At 33.7% G+C, this 16,067-nt stretch carries 13 protein-coding genes, 1 tRNA gene and 1 other annotated feature; of the genes, 1 reads left to right on the forward strand and 13 read right to left on the reverse strand.

The window, feature by feature from the left end; translation table 11 throughout:
• The 13 genes from rpoC to FVE72_RS08140 form a co-directional block, all read right to left on the reverse strand.
• Positions 1-4,017, reverse strand: a complete 4,017-nt coding sequence (gene rpoC, locus FVE72_RS08080) for a DNA-directed RNA polymerase subunit beta' (protein ID WP_026737941.1) — start codon at positions 4,015-4,017, stop codon at positions 1-3.
• 122 nt (positions 4,018-4,139) lie between these two features.
• A complete protein-coding gene (gene rpoB, locus FVE72_RS08085) occupies positions 4,140-7,586 on the reverse strand; it encodes a DNA-directed RNA polymerase subunit beta (RefSeq protein ID WP_026737942.1) in 3,447 nt (1,148 codons plus the stop codon).
• 203 nt (positions 7,587-7,789) lie between these two features.
• A complete protein-coding gene (gene rplL, locus FVE72_RS08090; protein ID WP_026737943.1) occupies positions 7,790-8,164 on the reverse strand; it encodes a 50S ribosomal protein L7/L12 in 375 nt (124 codons plus the stop codon).
• Positions 8,165-8,224: 60 nt separating this feature from the next.
• Positions 8,225-8,764 carry a 50S ribosomal protein L10 gene (rplJ, locus tag FVE72_RS08095; RefSeq protein ID WP_026737944.1) on the reverse strand — a complete coding sequence of 180 codons (540 nt, stop codon included), beginning with the start codon at positions 8,762-8,764 and terminating at the stop codon, positions 8,225-8,227.
• Positions 8,765-8,774: 10 nt separating this feature from the next.
• Positions 8,775-8,931, reverse strand: a sequence feature (ribosomal protein L10 leader region).
• Between the two features lie 67 nt (positions 8,932-8,998).
• Complete coding sequence (rplA, locus tag FVE72_RS08100; RefSeq protein WP_026737945.1) at positions 8,999-9,706, reverse strand: 50S ribosomal protein L1; 708 nt, start codon at positions 9,704-9,706, stop codon at positions 8,999-9,001.
• A gap of 76 nt (positions 9,707-9,782) precedes the next feature.
• Positions 9,783-10,208 (reverse strand): 50S ribosomal protein L11, encoded by a 426-nt coding sequence (gene rplK / locus FVE72_RS08105; protein ID WP_006807154.1) that lies wholly within the window; start codon positions 10,206-10,208, stop codon positions 9,783-9,785.
• A 91-nt stretch (positions 10,209-10,299) separates the two neighbouring features.
• Positions 10,300-10,905, reverse strand: a complete 606-nt coding sequence (gene nusG / locus FVE72_RS08110) for a transcription termination/antitermination protein NusG (RefSeq protein WP_036056456.1) — start codon at positions 10,903-10,905, stop codon at positions 10,300-10,302.
• A gap of 13 nt (positions 10,906-10,918) precedes the next feature.
• Entirely contained in the window at positions 10,919-11,134 is a 216-nt protein-coding gene (gene secE / locus FVE72_RS08115) for a preprotein translocase subunit SecE (protein WP_026737947.1), read from the reverse strand.
• Between the two features lie 22 nt (positions 11,135-11,156).
• Positions 11,157-11,232, reverse strand: a tRNA-Trp gene (locus tag FVE72_RS08120).
• Between the two features lie 27 nt (positions 11,233-11,259).
• Positions 11,260-11,409, reverse strand: a complete 150-nt coding sequence (gene rpmG / locus FVE72_RS08125) for a 50S ribosomal protein L33 (protein WP_006807173.1) — start codon at positions 11,407-11,409, stop codon at positions 11,260-11,262.
• 113 nt (positions 11,410-11,522) lie between these two features.
• Positions 11,523-12,581 carry a multifunctional transcriptional regulator/nicotinamide-nucleotide adenylyltransferase/ribosylnicotinamide kinase NadR gene (gene nadR, locus FVE72_RS08130; protein WP_026737948.1) on the reverse strand — a complete coding sequence of 353 codons (1,059 nt, stop codon included), beginning with the start codon at positions 12,579-12,581 and terminating at the stop codon, positions 11,523-11,525.
• 128 nt (positions 12,582-12,709) lie between these two features.
• Positions 12,710-14,002 (reverse strand): OmpP1/FadL family transporter, encoded by a 1,293-nt coding sequence (locus FVE72_RS08135; RefSeq protein ID WP_026737949.1) that lies wholly within the window; start codon positions 14,000-14,002, stop codon positions 12,710-12,712.
• Positions 14,003-14,195: 193 nt separating this feature from the next.
• Entirely contained in the window at positions 14,196-14,411 is a 216-nt protein-coding gene (locus FVE72_RS08140; protein ID WP_006807174.1) for a DUF1858 domain-containing protein, read from the reverse strand.
• Between the two features lie 162 nt (positions 14,412-14,573).
• On the opposite strand from FVE72_RS08140, the gene malQ reads away from it, so the two are divergent.
• Positions 14,574-16,064 (forward strand): 4-alpha-glucanotransferase, encoded by a 1,491-nt coding sequence (malQ, locus tag FVE72_RS08145; RefSeq protein ID WP_026737950.1) that lies wholly within the window; start codon positions 14,574-14,576, stop codon positions 16,062-16,064.
• Positions 16,065-16,067 lie beyond the last annotated feature (3 nt).

Raw genomic sequence — 16,067 nt, forward strand, 5'->3', positions numbered from 1 at the left:
CTATTCCTCTACAATTTCAGCTTCTTCTATAACCTCAACTTCGGGCTTTGCTTCTTTATTTATAACAGGAACTTTATTTCCCTGATTTTTGATTTCAACTTTTATATGTTTATAATCTTTAAATCCTGTTCCTCCCGGTATTTTCTTACCGATAATTACATTTTCCTTCAAGCCTTCAAGTCTGTCTATTTTTCCTTCAATAGCCGCATTTGCAAGAACTTTTGTTGTTTCCTGGAATGAAGATGCCGAAATAAAGCTTTCTGTATTTACTGCAGCTTTAGTTATTCCTTGTATAATCGGTTCGTATATTGCAGGTCTTTTACCTTTGGCAATCAATTTTTCATTTTCTCTTTCCACTAATTTCTTATCGATTAATTCATCTTCAAGGAATAATGTATCTCCTGCTTCTTTTATCTTCACTTTCTGGAACATCTGTTTTACTATTATTTCAATATGTTTATCGTTTATAGGAACTCCCTGTTCTCTATATACCTGTTGTACCGATTCCAATATAAACTGCTGAGCTGCAACAAGTCCTTTTATTTTAAGTATATCGTGCGGTGATACAGGTCCGTCGGTAATTTTTGCTCCTTTTTCAATAAGCATTTCATTAGTTACAACCAAATGTTCTCCCACAGGAACAGTGTATTCTTTTATAGGTTTTCCTGTTTCAGGATCTTCAATAGTAATTAGTCTCATACCTTTTTTCTTTTTATCAGAGAAAATTACACGTCCCGATACCTCAGATAACGTAGCTTTTCCTTTAGGATTACGTGCTTCAAACAATTCCTGCACTCTAGGAAGACCTCCCGTAATATCTTTGTTTCCTTCTCCTGTTTTAAGGATTTTTGTTATTATCTGACCTTTTTTTACAGTTTCTCCTTCTTTTACCATCAGATATGCTCCGTAAGGCACATTATATTCAGCGACTTTTTTATTTTTATTGTAAATTATAATTCTAGGGTTTACATCACTGCTTTCCACAGGTTTTATGGCGATTCTTTCTGTAACTCCGTATTTTACATCTATATTTTCTCTCACGTAAATATCTCTAAATTCCACTTTTCCTGATTCTGAAGTAATTATCGGCACTTGATAAGGATCAAATTCAACCAGTACTTGACCTTTTTTCACGCTTTCTCCGTCTTTTACTTTAAGTACGGAACCTGAAGGAACTTCATATCTGTGTTTTCCTACAATTATTCTTCCTGTTTGTGAAACGACTACTTCTATTCCTTTTTCATTTTCAAGAGTAGTAATATCTTTCAATTTTACTTTTCCCGATACGTCGGCTTTATAGTCGGACTGAACTGCAGCTGCAGTAGCAACTCCTCCTGTATGGAACGTACGCATTGTAAGCTGTGTTCCCGGCTCTCCTATCGATTGTGCTGCAATAACTCCTACAGCTTCTCCTTTAAGTATTTCTTTATGGTTGGATAAATCAAGACCGTAACATTTTTTACATACCCCTTTTTCAAGTTTACATGTAAGAGGAGTTCTTATTTTTACTTCTTTTATATCCAATTCTTCGATTTTTTTAATTAAATCGTCCATTATCATTGTATTTCTTTCAGCGATAACTTCACCTTCATGAACTAAATCTTCGGCAAGGTATCTACCGTATATTCTTTCACTTAATTTCTCAATAACATTTCCTGCATCTACAAGATCAGAAACTACTATTCCTTCTTCACATCCGCAGTCATCATGATTAACTATAACTTCATGGGAAATATCTACAAGTCTTCTTGTCAAATATCCCGAATCGGCAGTTCTTAATGCCGTATCCGCCAATCCTTTTCTGGCTCCGTGAGATGACATGAAAAATTCCAGTATGTTAAGACCTTCTCTAAAGTTGGCTTTTATAGGTATTTCTATGATACGTCCCTGGGTATCCGCCATAAGACCTCTCATTCCTCCGAGCTGTCTCATCTGAGCTACGGATCCTCTGGCTCCCGAGTTCGCCATCATGTAAACCGGGTTAAATTCATCAAGGTTGTCCATCATTTCATGAGTTACTCTGTCCACAGCTTCAGACCATATTGCCACAGTTCTTCTGTATCTTTCGGCATCTATTATTTCTCCTGATTTATACTGTTCTTCAACTTCGGCAACATCACTTTCGGCTTTCTCCAGAATAGCTTTTTTAGTAACAGGTATTTCCAAGTCTTCTATACCTACTGTAATCCCTGCAGTTGTTCCGTAATGGAATCCGAAATTTTTAATTTTATCTATTAATTCGGAAGTTTTTTCAAATCCGAATTTTTTATATAATTCCGCTATCAACTTTGCCAATTCACCTTTTCCGAAAGTTTTTGAATAATTTCTCACTTCTTTAGGAAGCATCGTATTAAACATAAGTCTTCCCGGAGTAGTTTCTATAAGCTCTCCGTCAATTCTGACTTTTACAAGGGCATGAGTATCCACCTGTTTACTTTGGTACGCTGTAATTAACTGATTCTTATTGGAGAAATATTTTCCTTCTCCTTTTTCGCCTTTTCTTTCTTTAGTCATATAATAGCATCCCATGACCATATCCTGTGAAGGAACGGCTATCGGTTTTCCACTTGAAGGGGCTAATATATTATTTGTCGCAAGCATCAAAAGTTTTGCTTCCATTTGTGCTTCATTTGACAATACAAGGTGAACCGCCATCTGGTCACCGTCAAAATCGGCGTTAAATGCCGAACATACCAACGGATGAAGTCTTATGGCTTTTCCTTCTATAAGTGTAGGCTCAAACGCCTGTATAGAAAGTCTGTGTAATGTGGGAGCACGGTTTAAAAGTACAGGGTGATTTTTTATAATTTCTTCTATCAATTCCCATACATTCTCGTCTTCTTCCTCAACCATTTTCTTTGCAGTTTTTATATTTGTAGCTAATTCTCTTTTAACAAGTTCTCTCATTAAAAACGGCTTATAAAGCTCAAGTGCCATTTTTTTAGGAAGTCCGCACTGATTCATTTTAAGATTCGGTCCTACTACGATAACCGATCTTCCCGAATAGTCAACCCTTTTTCCCAAAAGGTTCTGTCTGAATCTTCCCTGTTTTCCTTTAAGCATATCCGACAGAGATTTCAGTTCTCTGTTATTTTGAGTTACTACCGGTTTTCCTCTTCTACCGTTATCTATCAATGCGTCTACAGCTTCCTGCAACATTCTTTTTTCATTTTTTATTACTATTTCGGGAGCTTTTATAGACATAAGTTTGTTCAATCTTATATTTCTGTTTATAACTCTTCTGTACAAATCATTCAAGTCGGACGTTGCAAATCTTCCTCCGTCCAACTGCACCATTGGTCTTAAATCTGCCGGTATAACGGGCAGAATAGTTAAAATCATCCATTCCGGTCTGTTTCCTGCCAATATCAAATCTCTTACAATTTTAAGTCTTTTTATTATTTTTTTTCTTTTTTGAGAAGAATTTACACTTTCCATTTCTTTTTCAAGTTCTTTTTCCAATTCCTGTAAATCTATCTCCTGAAGAAGTTTTAACACTCCTTCGGCACCCATTTTTGCAGTAAAGCCGTTTTTATACTGGCTTTCATACATTTTATATTCTCTGTCTGTTAGTATCTGTCCTTTTTCAAGTTCAGTATCTCCCTTATCTGTAACTATATATCTTGAAAAATACAGAACTGATTCAAGTTCTTTCGTACTTATCCCTAATAAAAGACTCATTTTATTAGGTGTTCCTTTAGAATACCAAATATGTGCAATAGGTGTTGCAAGTTGAATATGACCCATTCTTTCTCTTCTTACTTTAGAAGTAGTTACTTCCACTCCGCATTTTTCACAAGTCATACCTTTGTATCTCATTCTTTTGTATTTTCCGCATGAACATTCATAATCTTTAGACGGTCCGAATATTCTTTCACAGAATAATCCGTCCATTTCAGGTTTCAATGTTCTGTAGTTTATTGTTTCGGCTTTTGTTATTTCACCATGTGACCACTCAAGAATTTTCTCGGGCGATGCCAATTTAATTTGAATACTGTCAAAATCTCTTATACTCATTAATAAGAGCCTCCTCGATACATTTTTTCCGCTTTTTAGAGAAAAAGCGGGAAAACTTTATTTACATTTACTAATAATCACTTATTTTATACTCTGAACGTGCTTCAAGTACTAAATCCAAGCTACATATCTACATTTTTATCCAATTCTATTGCTTCGCCTTCTCTGTCATAAAGAGTTACATCAAGTCCTAAAGACTGGAATTCTTTTATTAATACTCTGAATGATTCAGGTGCGTCAGCTTCAGGCATTGACTGACCTTTAACTATAGCTTCATACGTTTTCGTTCTTCCACTTATATCATCCGATTTAACCGTAAGCATTTCCTGTAGAATATTTGATGCTCCATATGCTTCAAGAGCCCAAACTTCCATTTCTCCAAGTCTTTGTCCACCGAATTGTGCTTTCCCTCCTAAAGGCTGCTGCGTCACAAGGGAATAAGGTCCTATTGCTCTTGCATGCATTTTGTCTTCAACCAGATGGTGAAGTTTAAGCATATACATTCTTCCTACCGTTACAGGATTATCAAAAGGCTCTCCTGTTCTTCCGTCTATCAGTTTTACTTTTCCCGTTCTGCTGTATCCCGCTTCTTCAAGGTAGTCTTTCACGTCATTTTCTTTCGCTCCGTCAAATACCGGTGTTGCTATATATTTATCTATATCACCTATAGCAAGTCCCAAATGTACTTCCAATACTTGTCCTATATTCATACGCGAAGGCACTCCTAATGGATTTATACATACATCTATCGGAGTTCCGTTTTCAAGGTGAGGCATATCTTCGACAGGTAATACTCTCGAAACAACTCCTTTATTTCCATGTCTTCCCGACATTTTATCTCCAACCATTATTTTTCTTTTTTCAGCGATATACACTCTAACCAGTTTATTTACTCCCGCTTTCAGATCGTCTCCGTTTTCTTTGGAAAGTACCAATACATCTACAACTGTTCCCTTTACTCCGTGAGGCAGTCTTAATGATGTATCTCTTACATCTTTAGCTTTTTCTCCGAAAATCGCTCTTAATAATTTTTCTTCAGCAGGCGGTTCACTCTCTCCCTTAGGAGTTACCTTTCCGACAAGTATATCGTCAGGATTTACGTGAGCTCCTATTCTTATAATTCCGTTTTCATCAAGGTTTCTCAATGCTTCTTCGGAAACATTAGGTATTTCTCTCGTTATTTCCTCGTCTCCAAGTTTTGTAGTTCTCGCTTCAATATCAAATTCTTCTATATGCAGCGAAGTAAATACGTCGTCTTTTCTAAGTCTTTCAGATATCAGAATCGCATCCTCGAAATTATATCCTTCCCAAGGCATAAATGCCAAGAGTATATTTTTTCCTAATGCCAAATCTCCACCTGCAGTTGACGGTCCGTCAGCAATTATATCTCCTTTTTTAACTTTATCTCCTAAATCAATAATAGGTTTTTGATGTAGACACATTGACTGGTTGGATTTTTCAAAATTCAGCAGTCTGTGAACAAACTCTTTTCCTGATTTATCAGTTACTATTATTCTGTTTGCATCTACATATGTTACTTTCCCTGTTGCTTTAGACGTTATAACTGCTCCCGAATCTATAGCCACTTTTCTTTCAAGTCCTGTTCCCACATAAGGAGCCTCTGTTTTCAATAAAGGTACCGCTTGACGTTGCATGTTCGATCCCATCAACGCTCTGTTGGCATCATCGTGTTCAAGGAAAGGTATCAATCCGGCAGACACTGACACAAGCTGCTTAGGCGACACATCAAGCAAGTCAACTTTCGATTTATCAATATGTACGATTTCTTCACCGTATCTGCATACAACTTCATCAGTCAGGAAGTTTCCATCTTCATCTATAAGCGTATCAGCCTGAGCGATAAACAATCCTTCTTCTTCATCTGCACCTAAGTATTCTATTTCGTCAAAATTTGCTTTTCCGTTTTCTATTTTTACAAAAGGTGTTTCTATAAATCCGTATTTATTTACTTTTCCGTAAGTTGATAATGACCCTATCAATCCTATATTCGGTCCTTCCGGAGTTTCTATCGGACAAATTCTTCCATAATGTGAATTATGAACGTCCCGCACTTCAAATCCGGCTCTTTCTCTCGAAAGCCCTCCGGGTCCCAATGCAGATATTCTTCTTTTATGAGTTAATTCTGCCAAAGGATTCGACTGATCCATAAACTGCGACAACTGTCCGCTTCCGAAAAATTCCAGAATCAAAGCATTCAAAGGTTTTGTATTCAATAAACTTTGAGGTGTCAATGTAGTGATGTCCTGAATAGTCATTTTTTCTTTGACCATTTTAGCCATTTTCAACATTCCGCCTTTTACCTGAATCGAAAGCAACTCTCCGACTCCTCTTACCCTTCTGTTTGAAAGATTGTCTATATCATCTGTAAATCCTTCACCGTTTACAAGATTTCTCACATAATTGATCGTTTGAAGAACATCTTCCTTAGTCAGAACAATTTCATCTTCAGGCAAATCAAGTTTAAGTCTTTTATTTATTTTATATCTTCCTACATTAGCCAAATCGTATCTTTGAGGATTAAAGAACATCTGTTTTACCAGTGATCTCGCACTTTCTACAGTAACCAAATCTCCCGGTCTCAATTTTTTAAATACTTCTATAACAGCTTCATCATTGGTTTTTGTATTATCATGTATAAGCGAATTGGCAATTATTCTATCCTCAGGCTTTACTTCCCATATTGTTATTTTATCAATTTTATTTTCTATCAGTTTTTCAATAACTATATTATCTATAAGCTCTTCGGATTCTACTATAAACTCTCCTGTTTCTTCGTCAAGAATATCCTCTTTATTGAAACTTCCTTCAAGTCTGTTTTTCAATACATCTTCAAGTTCTTCATCTTTATATTTTTTATATAAAGGTTTTAAATCTACTTCTTTTTCTTCAAAAAATTCATCCATTATTTCGGCATTATTCGCGAAGAAATCCACAGCTTTTAAAAACACTGTAGATAATACTTTCTTTCTTCTATCAATTTTTACATTTAAAATATCATTTTTATCGGTTTCAAATTCCAACCATGTTCCTTTATAAGGAATTATTTTCCCAATAAACATATCTTTACCTGTTTGAATATTCAATTCTTTATTGAATGTAACACCCGGTGATCTATGCAGTTGTGAAACGACAACTCTTTCAGCTCCGTTAATTACAAACGTAGCCTGTTCAGTCATTAAAGGTATATCTCCGAAATGAACCAATGTTTCCTGTATTTCCTGTGTTCTTTTATTAGTCAATTTCAGTCTTACTTTTAATTGTCCCGAATAAGTTTTTCCTCTTTTTTTACATTCCAATTCGTCATTAAGAGGTTCGTCGTTATCATGTATTTCATACCACAAATACTCCAGTTTTAATAAACCGTTACTTGATTCAATCGGAAAAATTTCATTGAAAATTCCTTCCAATCCTTTATTTTCTCTTTTTTGAGGCGGTACTTTAGCCTGCAAAAAATCTTCATAAGAATTTATTTGAAATTCCAAAAAATGAGGCATTTCTCCTCTATCTACTATTTTTCCGAAACTATATCTTTCAATAAGTTTGTTCATTTAAAAAATTCCTCCCTACATTCAAAGAACATATTCCTAAAATTAATTAAAATTTAAAAATTAATACAATCAAGAATAAATTCTGTCATCTTCAAAACCTTTAAAATAAAGGTTTTCAGCTTTTCCTATTATAACATTGGATTTTATAGTGGAAAAAGACACTCTCTCAAAAAGAGTGTCTTTACTATAAATTGTTTTTATTACTATTTCAATTCTACAGTTGCTCCTGCACCTTCCAATTGTGCTTTTAAAGCTTCTGCTTCTTCTTTGGAAACTCCTTCTTTAACTGCTTTTCCTCCTGCTTCAACTAATTCTTTAGCTTCTTTCAATCCTAATCCTGTGATTGCTCTTACTTCTTTAATTACTCCTAATTTTGCAGCTCCTGCAGATACAAGAATTACATCAAATTCTGATTTTTCTTCAGCAGCTCCTGCTCCTGCTCCTGCAGCTCCTCCTGCTACTGCTACCGGTTGTGCAGAAACTCCGAATGTTTCTTCAATAGCTTCTACTACTTCTTTTAATTCCAATACTGTCATATTTTTCAAATCTTCTATAAATTGATCTTTATTAAATGCCATTATTTCTATCCTCCTAATTATATTTAATTATTTTTTATTGTTAAATTTTATTATTAAAATTTATTCAGCAGTTTCTGCTGTTTCTTCAGCTTTTGCTTCCAACGGTTGTCCTGATTCAACTTTTTCAGCCAAATTTGATAATCCCACAGCTAACATTCTTACTGGAGATAACAATCCGTATGCGATTTGACTAAGCAATTCTTCTCTTGAAGGCAACTTAGCCAATGCTTCAACAGTTTTTGTGTCAACTCTGTCTCCGCTTAACATTCCACCTTTAATGATTAGTTTGTCTTTTAACTTTTTACCGAAGTCAAAAACTAATTTTGACGGTGCTACTCCATCTTCATAACCTACTGCGAAAGATGTAGTTCCTTCCAATAAATCATCAAAGTTTGTATCGATACCTACTGATTTTAAAGCTATTTTCATCAATCTGTTTTTAGCAACAAAGTATTCAACTCCTGATTCCCTAGCCTGTTTTCTCAATTCAGTATCTTCATTTACGCTGATTCCTCTATAATCAACAAAAACCATTGCTTTAGCATCTTTTAATTTAGCAGTCAATTTTTCAACCGCTTCCAATTTTGATTGTGCCGGCAATTTATTCACCTCCTCATATTAAAAACCTCTGAAACAAAAACAATAAGCCCAGAGGTACATATCTAACAAATGTCTAATTTACTATCATTTATCATTGATGATTATTACCTCGGTAGGGTTTATAGAACAAGTCTACCTACTGTCTTTGGTTATTTATTCAAAAATATTTTGAAACAATTTACTACCTTTCAACGAATTATTATATACTATTTTTCTAAAAAAATCAAGTAATTTTTATTTTGTTGCAAAAGTTCCTGCCAATAAAGGATCTATTTTAATTCCAGGTCCCATAGTCAATGAAATTGCAACTGTTCTCAAATATTGACCTTTTGATGCAGAAGGTTTCAATTTTATAATTTGATCCAAGGCAACTTTAAAGTTATCTACAATAGCCTGTTTATCAAAATTAACTTTACCTATAGGTAAATGAATCGAACCTAATTTATCTACTTTAAATGCTACTTTACCTTTTTTAAATTCTTCAACTGTTTTTTCAACGTCTGTTGTAACAGTTCCCGATTTAGGGTTAGGCATTAATCCTTTAGTTCCTAAAGTTTTTCCTAATTTTCCTAATTTAGGCATCATGTCAGGAGTTGCTATTACTAAATCAAAGTCCATCCATCCGCCTTGAATTTTTGATATATATTCATCATCACCTGCATAGTCAGCCCCTGCATTCAATGCTTTTTGGATATTTTCTCCTGAAGTGATTGCTAATATTTTAATTGTTTTTCCTGTTCCATGAGGTAAAACTACAGTTCCTCTAACTTGTTGATCGGCATGTCTCGGATCTACTCCCAATCTTATTGCCAACTCTACAGTTTCAACGAATTTAGCACTTTTAGTGTCAAAAACTAAATCCAACGCTTCCTCTGGAGTGTATACTTTCATTTTATCTACTTTTTGAGAGATATCACTATATCTTTTTCCTCTTTTTGCCATTTATTATTTCCTCCTCTGTGGTAATCGGCTTTACAAACCTTCCACTTAATATAATAATTATTCACTTTGTAAGTTATTATTCTTCTATTTTTATTCCCATACTTCTTGCAGTTCCTGCTATTATATTCATAGCAGCTTCAACGCTTCCCGCATTTAAATCGGGCATTTTAGTTTCGGCAATTTCTTTTAACTGAGCTTTTGTAATTTTTCCTGCTACATCTTTTTTGGAATTAGCAGCGCCTTTTTGAGTTTTTGCAGCTTTCTTCAACAAGTCTGATGCAGGCGGTGTTTTAAGTATAAATGTAAAACTTCTGTCTGCGTAAACCGATATTTCAACCGGAATTACAAATCCCATTTTATCTTGTGTTTGTGCATTAAACGCTTTACAGAACTCCGGAATGTTTACTCCGTGTTGTCCTAATGCAGGTCCTACCGGTGGAGCCGGATTTGCTTTTCCTGCTTCTAACTGTAATTTAATTTTTCCGATTACTTCTTTAGCCATTTTTCCTCCTCTGTGGTAATTGAATTTTTTAAATCTCCCACTTTTCTTTAATTAAAATTTTGCTAACATTATTCTTTAAATACTCTCGGCTTTATCTTTTTTGGATTTCATTATATTCAAACTCTACAGGAGTAAGTCTTCCGAAAACTTCAAGCAACACTTTAACTCTTCCGTGCTCATAATCAATTTCAGCTACTTCGCCTTCCTGATCCAAAAACGAGTCTTTTTTTACAATTACTTTTTCACCGATTTCTACATCGATGTTGAATTTGTTTTCATTTTCAAAACCGTTAATTCCTATTTTAGACAGTAAATTAGATGCCTCTTCATCGGATAAAGGTATAGGATCGCTTCCTACCCCTACAAATCCTGTAACACCGTTGGTATTTCTTATTACATACCACGCTTCACTGTCTACACGGTATCCCAGTCCTAAATCATTTTCTTCTTTAACCGAAAGCATTTCCACCATAACATAGCTCGGAAAGAGTTTTCTCGGAACTTTTACCATTTTACCTCTTTTTTCTTCCAAAACTTCTTCTTCAGGAACTAATATTCTGAAAACTCTGTCGGTCAAATTCAATGATTCGATTCTTTTTTCCAAGTCGGTTGCTACTTTCTTTTCATAACCCGAATAAGTATGAATTATATACCATTTTTTTTCATATTTAACTTCATCATTCACAACTTCTTCCATTTTTTCACTCACTTTATCTGCCTCCTAAAAAGCTTTTTAAAATTTGAGTCAGTCTGTTTAACAAAAGATCAAACACATTGTCAAACACCAATATGTATAAAGCTATAAACAAAGTTATTAATAATACTATTATTGTTACATGAAAAACTTCCGATCTGTTCGGCCAGTATATTTTTTTATACTCATCAATCATATTCTTAATAGCATCCGATACATTAAATTTGCTCATAAATATCTCCATAAAATTAAAATGGCAGGTCAGACAGGAATTGAACCCGTAACCCTCGGTTTTGGAGACCGATGCTCTACCAATTGAGCTACTGACCTATTTCATATAACGTATTTCTACTACTATTACTTAACTTCTCTATATAGAGAATGTCTTTTAAGCACAGGATTGTATTTTCTCATTTCCAGTCTTTCAGGATGAGTTTTTTTGTTTTTAGTTGTAACATAATGTCTCAACTTAGTTTCTGTGCATTCTAAAATAACTTGTACTCTCATGTCTTCTATCCCTCCCAATAAAATATTGGTATTACCAGAATAAACTAGCTTGCTAATTCTATCATAAGTATATATTATTGTCAAGTGCTTTTTTTGGTTTTTTAATTATCTGTTTATATTGAAATAAAATCATCTATTATTTCTATGCTTTTATTATAAATTTCAGTAAAATTACATTCTTCGTTTTTAATCGTAAAATATTTTATATTATATTTCTCAAGCAATTTTTTTAAAATTTTATCGTACTCTTTGTTTCTATCTTTTTCTATATAAATTATTATATTAAATTTTGAATTTTTTATAAAATCTTTTATTACAGGATGTTCTTCTCCTGTATTTATAATTGAAAATACCTGCAACGAAGTATATTCAGTATCTATAAAAGTCAGTTTATCTGCATTTGCTCCGGAATCGGTTATTTCACGATTATGTTCATAAGCTATACGACTGTAATCTTCGTATTGCATATTATCGGATTTTCCCGCCAACACTTCTTCTATATATTTTTTTCTGTACTCACGGACACATGATGTATTGTAATAATTTGCCAGTTTATTTGTCAAATTTGTTTTTCCCGAATTTTCAGAGCCTATTATCGCAACTTTCAATACAAAAAACTCCCTTACATATTTAGGGATATATTGCCAGTTATGATAAGGATTTTTTCTTACTTCAGTAGCACTTATATGAAAATTGTTTCTTAAAGTATCTATTGTTTCGACTTTCAGTTCTCTATCGAAAACTTCATAAGAATTGTCCGAATCAACAAAATTTTTTTTATAATTTTCTACATCCTGCGTTTCATTAGTAAAAATCGTATCTATTTTCAAATGATTTTCCGAAAGAAGTTCTTTTACTCTTTTTGTCCATTCTTTCCAACCGTTAGGATAAGGTGGTATATTATCTTCGGATAAATGCAGTATTTTTATATTATCCTGATATTTGAATGTCTGCTCGGCAAATCTTATTCTGTCTTTTTCAGTAGGCATTTTTTTCATTTGAGATTTTTCAAACAGCTCAATATCCCGTTTTTTATCCGTACACACTATTACATAAAGATTTTCTGAAAGTCCGCTTGCTCTCTGGATAAAATCAACGTGTCCCGTGTGAAGCGGATAAAATTTCCCGAAAATTATTCCGTTTTTTATTTGTTTTTTATTATTTTTTCCCAATTTTTGCTCCTATCCGATTTTCGTTATATTTTTAAAAACTCCCGCATTTACAGCAGTCGAAAATCACGAAAACTGCTTTCAGCGGGAGTATTAAATCCATAACAAATTCTTACCTTGAACAATTTTTATTAAAATTTATGTGTGTATCCCAATGTGAATACATTTATTGATTTATCATATTTCACTTTTGATTTATCAAGACTGACTCCCGGTAGTGCAGTTTTTTCCTTTTCTCCGTTTGAAGAATTATATGAAACATGTGCTATCCCGAATTTCCATTCAGAACTTTCAGTCGGTTTATAAGTCAATCCTGCTGCATATATTTGTGAATTTACTGCATATTCAACATCCGTGAATGTATTTCTCGGAGCTCCTGTATCTGCATAGTTAAATCCTGCATGCAATGTGAATTTTTCATTCAGTCTGTAATCTACTCCGAAATTATATTCATGTCCGTCTTTATATTTGAATCTGTCTAATTTAGCAGCTTTATTGAAATAATGTACGTATCCTGCAGAATATGTGAACTTGCCGAAATCTTTAGAAACTCCCAATGACAATACTCCCGGCAAATCTCTTCTGTATTCGGCTCCGTCAGCGTACTCAGGATAGAAAAGAGAAATTCCTACAGGTCTTCCTGCTACTGACATTCCTTTATATTCAGTTGCTTTTGCTTTAAATTTCAATTTTACAGGTGTATCGTATTTTACTGCAAAATTCAATGTGTCTGTAGGTTTATAATCAAATCCTATTGTTCCTCCTACACCGCTTGCAGTTCTTTCAGAATCAAGATGTAATTCATTTCCTGTCAGTCCTATAGCTCTTCCTACAAGAGGATTGTAGCTGTAAGTGGCATTTCCTTTAAGTTTTCTCACTCCCAAAACATATTTCAATCCTCCCGATACCGAGAATTGATCATTCACTTTGTAAGCTCCGCCTACCATTAACTGATAATATCTGTTTTGTCCTTTAAAACTGTTTTCAGTAAGTTTTGCTCCTAAACGTCCTCTTGTCAACTCATTAAAAGCATCTCCCGCAAGTTGAACTCCCACTACACCGTCTTTATATTTTAATGTAGCTCCTCCTGCTATAACACTTGCATTTCCGAATAACGAGAAATTATTTTTTTTATACAAAAGATTGAATGAAGGGGCTCCTGCATAGTTATTTGATTTATATTTTTTACCGTTCAATGTCATTGATTCTTCTATTAAAGAGTTCTGCATATTTAAATTCAAATATGTTCCATCTTCCAGAAACGCTGTCCCTGCAGGATTATAAAATATTCCTTCTACTGATATTTTTCCTGTTTGTGAAGGATTTTGAAAGAATGAAGCAGAGTTATTTGATAAATAATCAATACTTGCTGCACTTAAAATTGTACTTGCCAGTAATGACAAGATGGCTATTTTTAATTTCATATTTCTCCTTTTCCTTTTCTTAATATTGTATATTATAAAATTTGAAATTCAATAATAATATAACACTAGTTTTTTCATTTGTCAAATTTATTTTGGAAAATTTTTTTATTTTTTCAAAATAAAATCGGAAAGTTCTTTCAATATACAGAATTTACCGATTTTAAGATTTACTTTAATACTGACTTTCACTTTTCTATCCTTGTTCCTGCTGTTTTTCCAATATCATATTTACTTCTTCAATGATAATATCCGGATTTAATCCGTGTGCCGCAATTCCCTCTCCCAAAGTTTCAGCACTGGAAATTATACAACCTACGCATCCCAATCCGTATCTCATAAGAACTTGTGCTATTATCGGAAATCTTTCTACAGCTTCCATTATATTCATATCTTTATCTACTTTTTCCATTATACACCTCCTGAGTTATCTGTGTTAAGTATAGCAAATAATATATATCAAGTCAATGTTTTTATATACAACTTATATTACTTTCAAAAATTTAAATAGACTTTTTATTCAATATAATGTATATTATAGATATAAAATAATTTTAAATTTAGGAGGAAAAATATGTTTGAAAGAAGTTCGGGAATTTTGCTTCATCCTACATCTTTACCGGGAAAATACGGTATAGGTACTTTAGGATATGAAGCTCGTAAATTTATAGACTTTCTGAAAAAATCTAATCAGAAATTATGGCAAATATTTCCTTTAGGCCCTACAGGATACGGAGATTCTCCTTATCAGTCCTTTTCGTCTTTTGCGGGAAATCCTTATCTGATTGATTTCGATATATTAATTTCGGACGGTTTACTTCAAAATGAAGATTTTGAAAATATATTCTGGGGAGAAAATCCTGAATACATTGACTACGGAGTAATATATAATCAAAAATTTCCGTTATTAAAAAAAGCATATGACAGTTTCAAAAGCGGAAATTTCAATCATCTGGAAGAAGAGTTTACAGGATTTAAAGAAAAAAACAATTCATGGCTTGAGGATTATTCACTTTTTATTTCTTTGAAAAATCATTTTAACGGACTTCCCTGGATTCAATGGCCTGAAGATATAAAATTAAGAAAATCTTCAGCATTGGAAAGTTATAAAAAAGAACTTAGTGATGAAACAGAATTTCAAAAATTTATTCAGTTTTTATTTTTTAAACAATGGTATGAAATTAAAAAATATGCTGAAGAGAATAATGTTAAAATTATCGGCGATATTCCTATATTTGTCGCAGCAGATAGTGCCGACACATGGGCAAATCCTGAAATATTTTTATTTGACGATGAACTTAATCCGGTAAAAGTTGCAGGTGTTCCGCCTGATTATTTCAGCGAAACAGGGCAACTATGGGGAAATCCTTTATATAACTGGGAAAAATTAAAAGAAACTGATTATAAGTGGTGGATAGAAAGAATTAAAACCAATTTATCCCTTTACGATATTATCAGAATTGATCATTTCAGAGGTTTTGAAGCATACTGGGCAGTGCCTTTCGGCGATGAAACTGCTCAAAACGGAACATGGCAGAAAGGTCCGGGAATCGACTTATTCAATGCAATAAAAAAAGAATTGGGAGATTTGCCTATTATTGCTGAAGATTTAGGACATTTAACCGAAGAAGTTATCACTTTAAGAGAAGATACAGGCTTTCCGGGAATGAAAATTTTAGGTTTTGCCTTTGATTCCAACGAAGAAAACGACTATCTTCCGCACACTTATATTAAAAACTGTGTTGTTTATACAGGTACTCATGACAACGATACATTAATCGGATGGTTTGAAAAAGCAAATGAAAGTGACAGAAACTTTACGAGAGAATATTTGAATATAGCCGATCATTCGGAAATAAACTGGGCAATTTTAAAAGGAGCATGGCGTTCCGTGGCAAGTATTGCAATAGCACCTGTTCAGGATTTTTTAGGACTGGGCAGTGAAGCAAGAATAAATACTCCGGGAGTTGCTTCAGGCAACTGGCAATGGAGATTGAAAGACGGTTTATTAACTGATGAGCTTGCTCAAAGAATTGGAAGAATAACTAAAATATACGGAAGATGATTA

Source organism: Pseudoleptotrichia goodfellowii, assembly GCF_007990505.1.
Classification (GTDB): Bacteria; Fusobacteriota; Fusobacteriia; order Fusobacteriales; family Leptotrichiaceae; genus Pseudoleptotrichia; species Pseudoleptotrichia goodfellowii.

What these genes read in the sequence shown, in the direction of transcription:
- rplK (WP_006807154.1), bottom strand. Translation starts at nt 10,208, where the DNA reads ATGGCTAAAGAAGTAATCGGAAAAATTAAATTACAGTTAGAAGCAGGA.
- nusG (WP_036056456.1), bottom strand. Translation starts at nt 10,905, where the DNA reads ATGGAAGAAGTTGTGAATGATGAAGTTAAATATGAAAAAAAATGGTAT.
- rpoC (WP_026737941.1), bottom strand. Translation starts at nt 4,017, where the DNA reads ATGAGTATAAGAGATTTTGACAGTATTCAAATTAAATTGGCATCGCCC.
- FVE72_RS08140 (WP_006807174.1), bottom strand. Translation starts at nt 14,411, where the DNA reads ATGGAAAAAGTAGATAAAGATATGAATATAATGGAAGCTGTAGAAAGA.
- rplA (WP_026737945.1), bottom strand. Translation starts at nt 9,706, where the DNA reads ATGGCAAAAAGAGGAAAAAGATATAGTGATATCTCTCAAAAAGTAGAT.
- rpoB (WP_026737942.1), bottom strand. Translation starts at nt 7,586, where the DNA reads ATGAACAAACTTATTGAAAGATATAGTTTCGGAAAAATAGTAGATAGA.
- rpmG (WP_006807173.1), bottom strand. Translation starts at nt 11,409, where the DNA reads ATGAGAGTACAAGTTATTTTAGAATGCACAGAAACTAAGTTGAGACAT.
- FVE72_RS08135 (WP_026737949.1), bottom strand. Translation starts at nt 14,002, where the DNA reads ATGAAATTAAAAATAGCCATCTTGTCATTACTGGCAAGTACAATTTTA.
- secE (WP_026737947.1), bottom strand. Translation starts at nt 11,134, where the DNA reads ATGAGCAAATTTAATGTATCGGATGCTATTAAGAATATGATTGATGAG.
- rplL (WP_026737943.1), bottom strand. Translation starts at nt 8,164, where the DNA reads ATGGCATTTAATAAAGATCAATTTATAGAAGATTTGAAAAATATGACA.
- malQ (WP_026737950.1), top strand. Translation starts at nt 14,574, where the DNA reads ATGTTTGAAAGAAGTTCGGGAATTTTGCTTCATCCTACATCTTTACCG.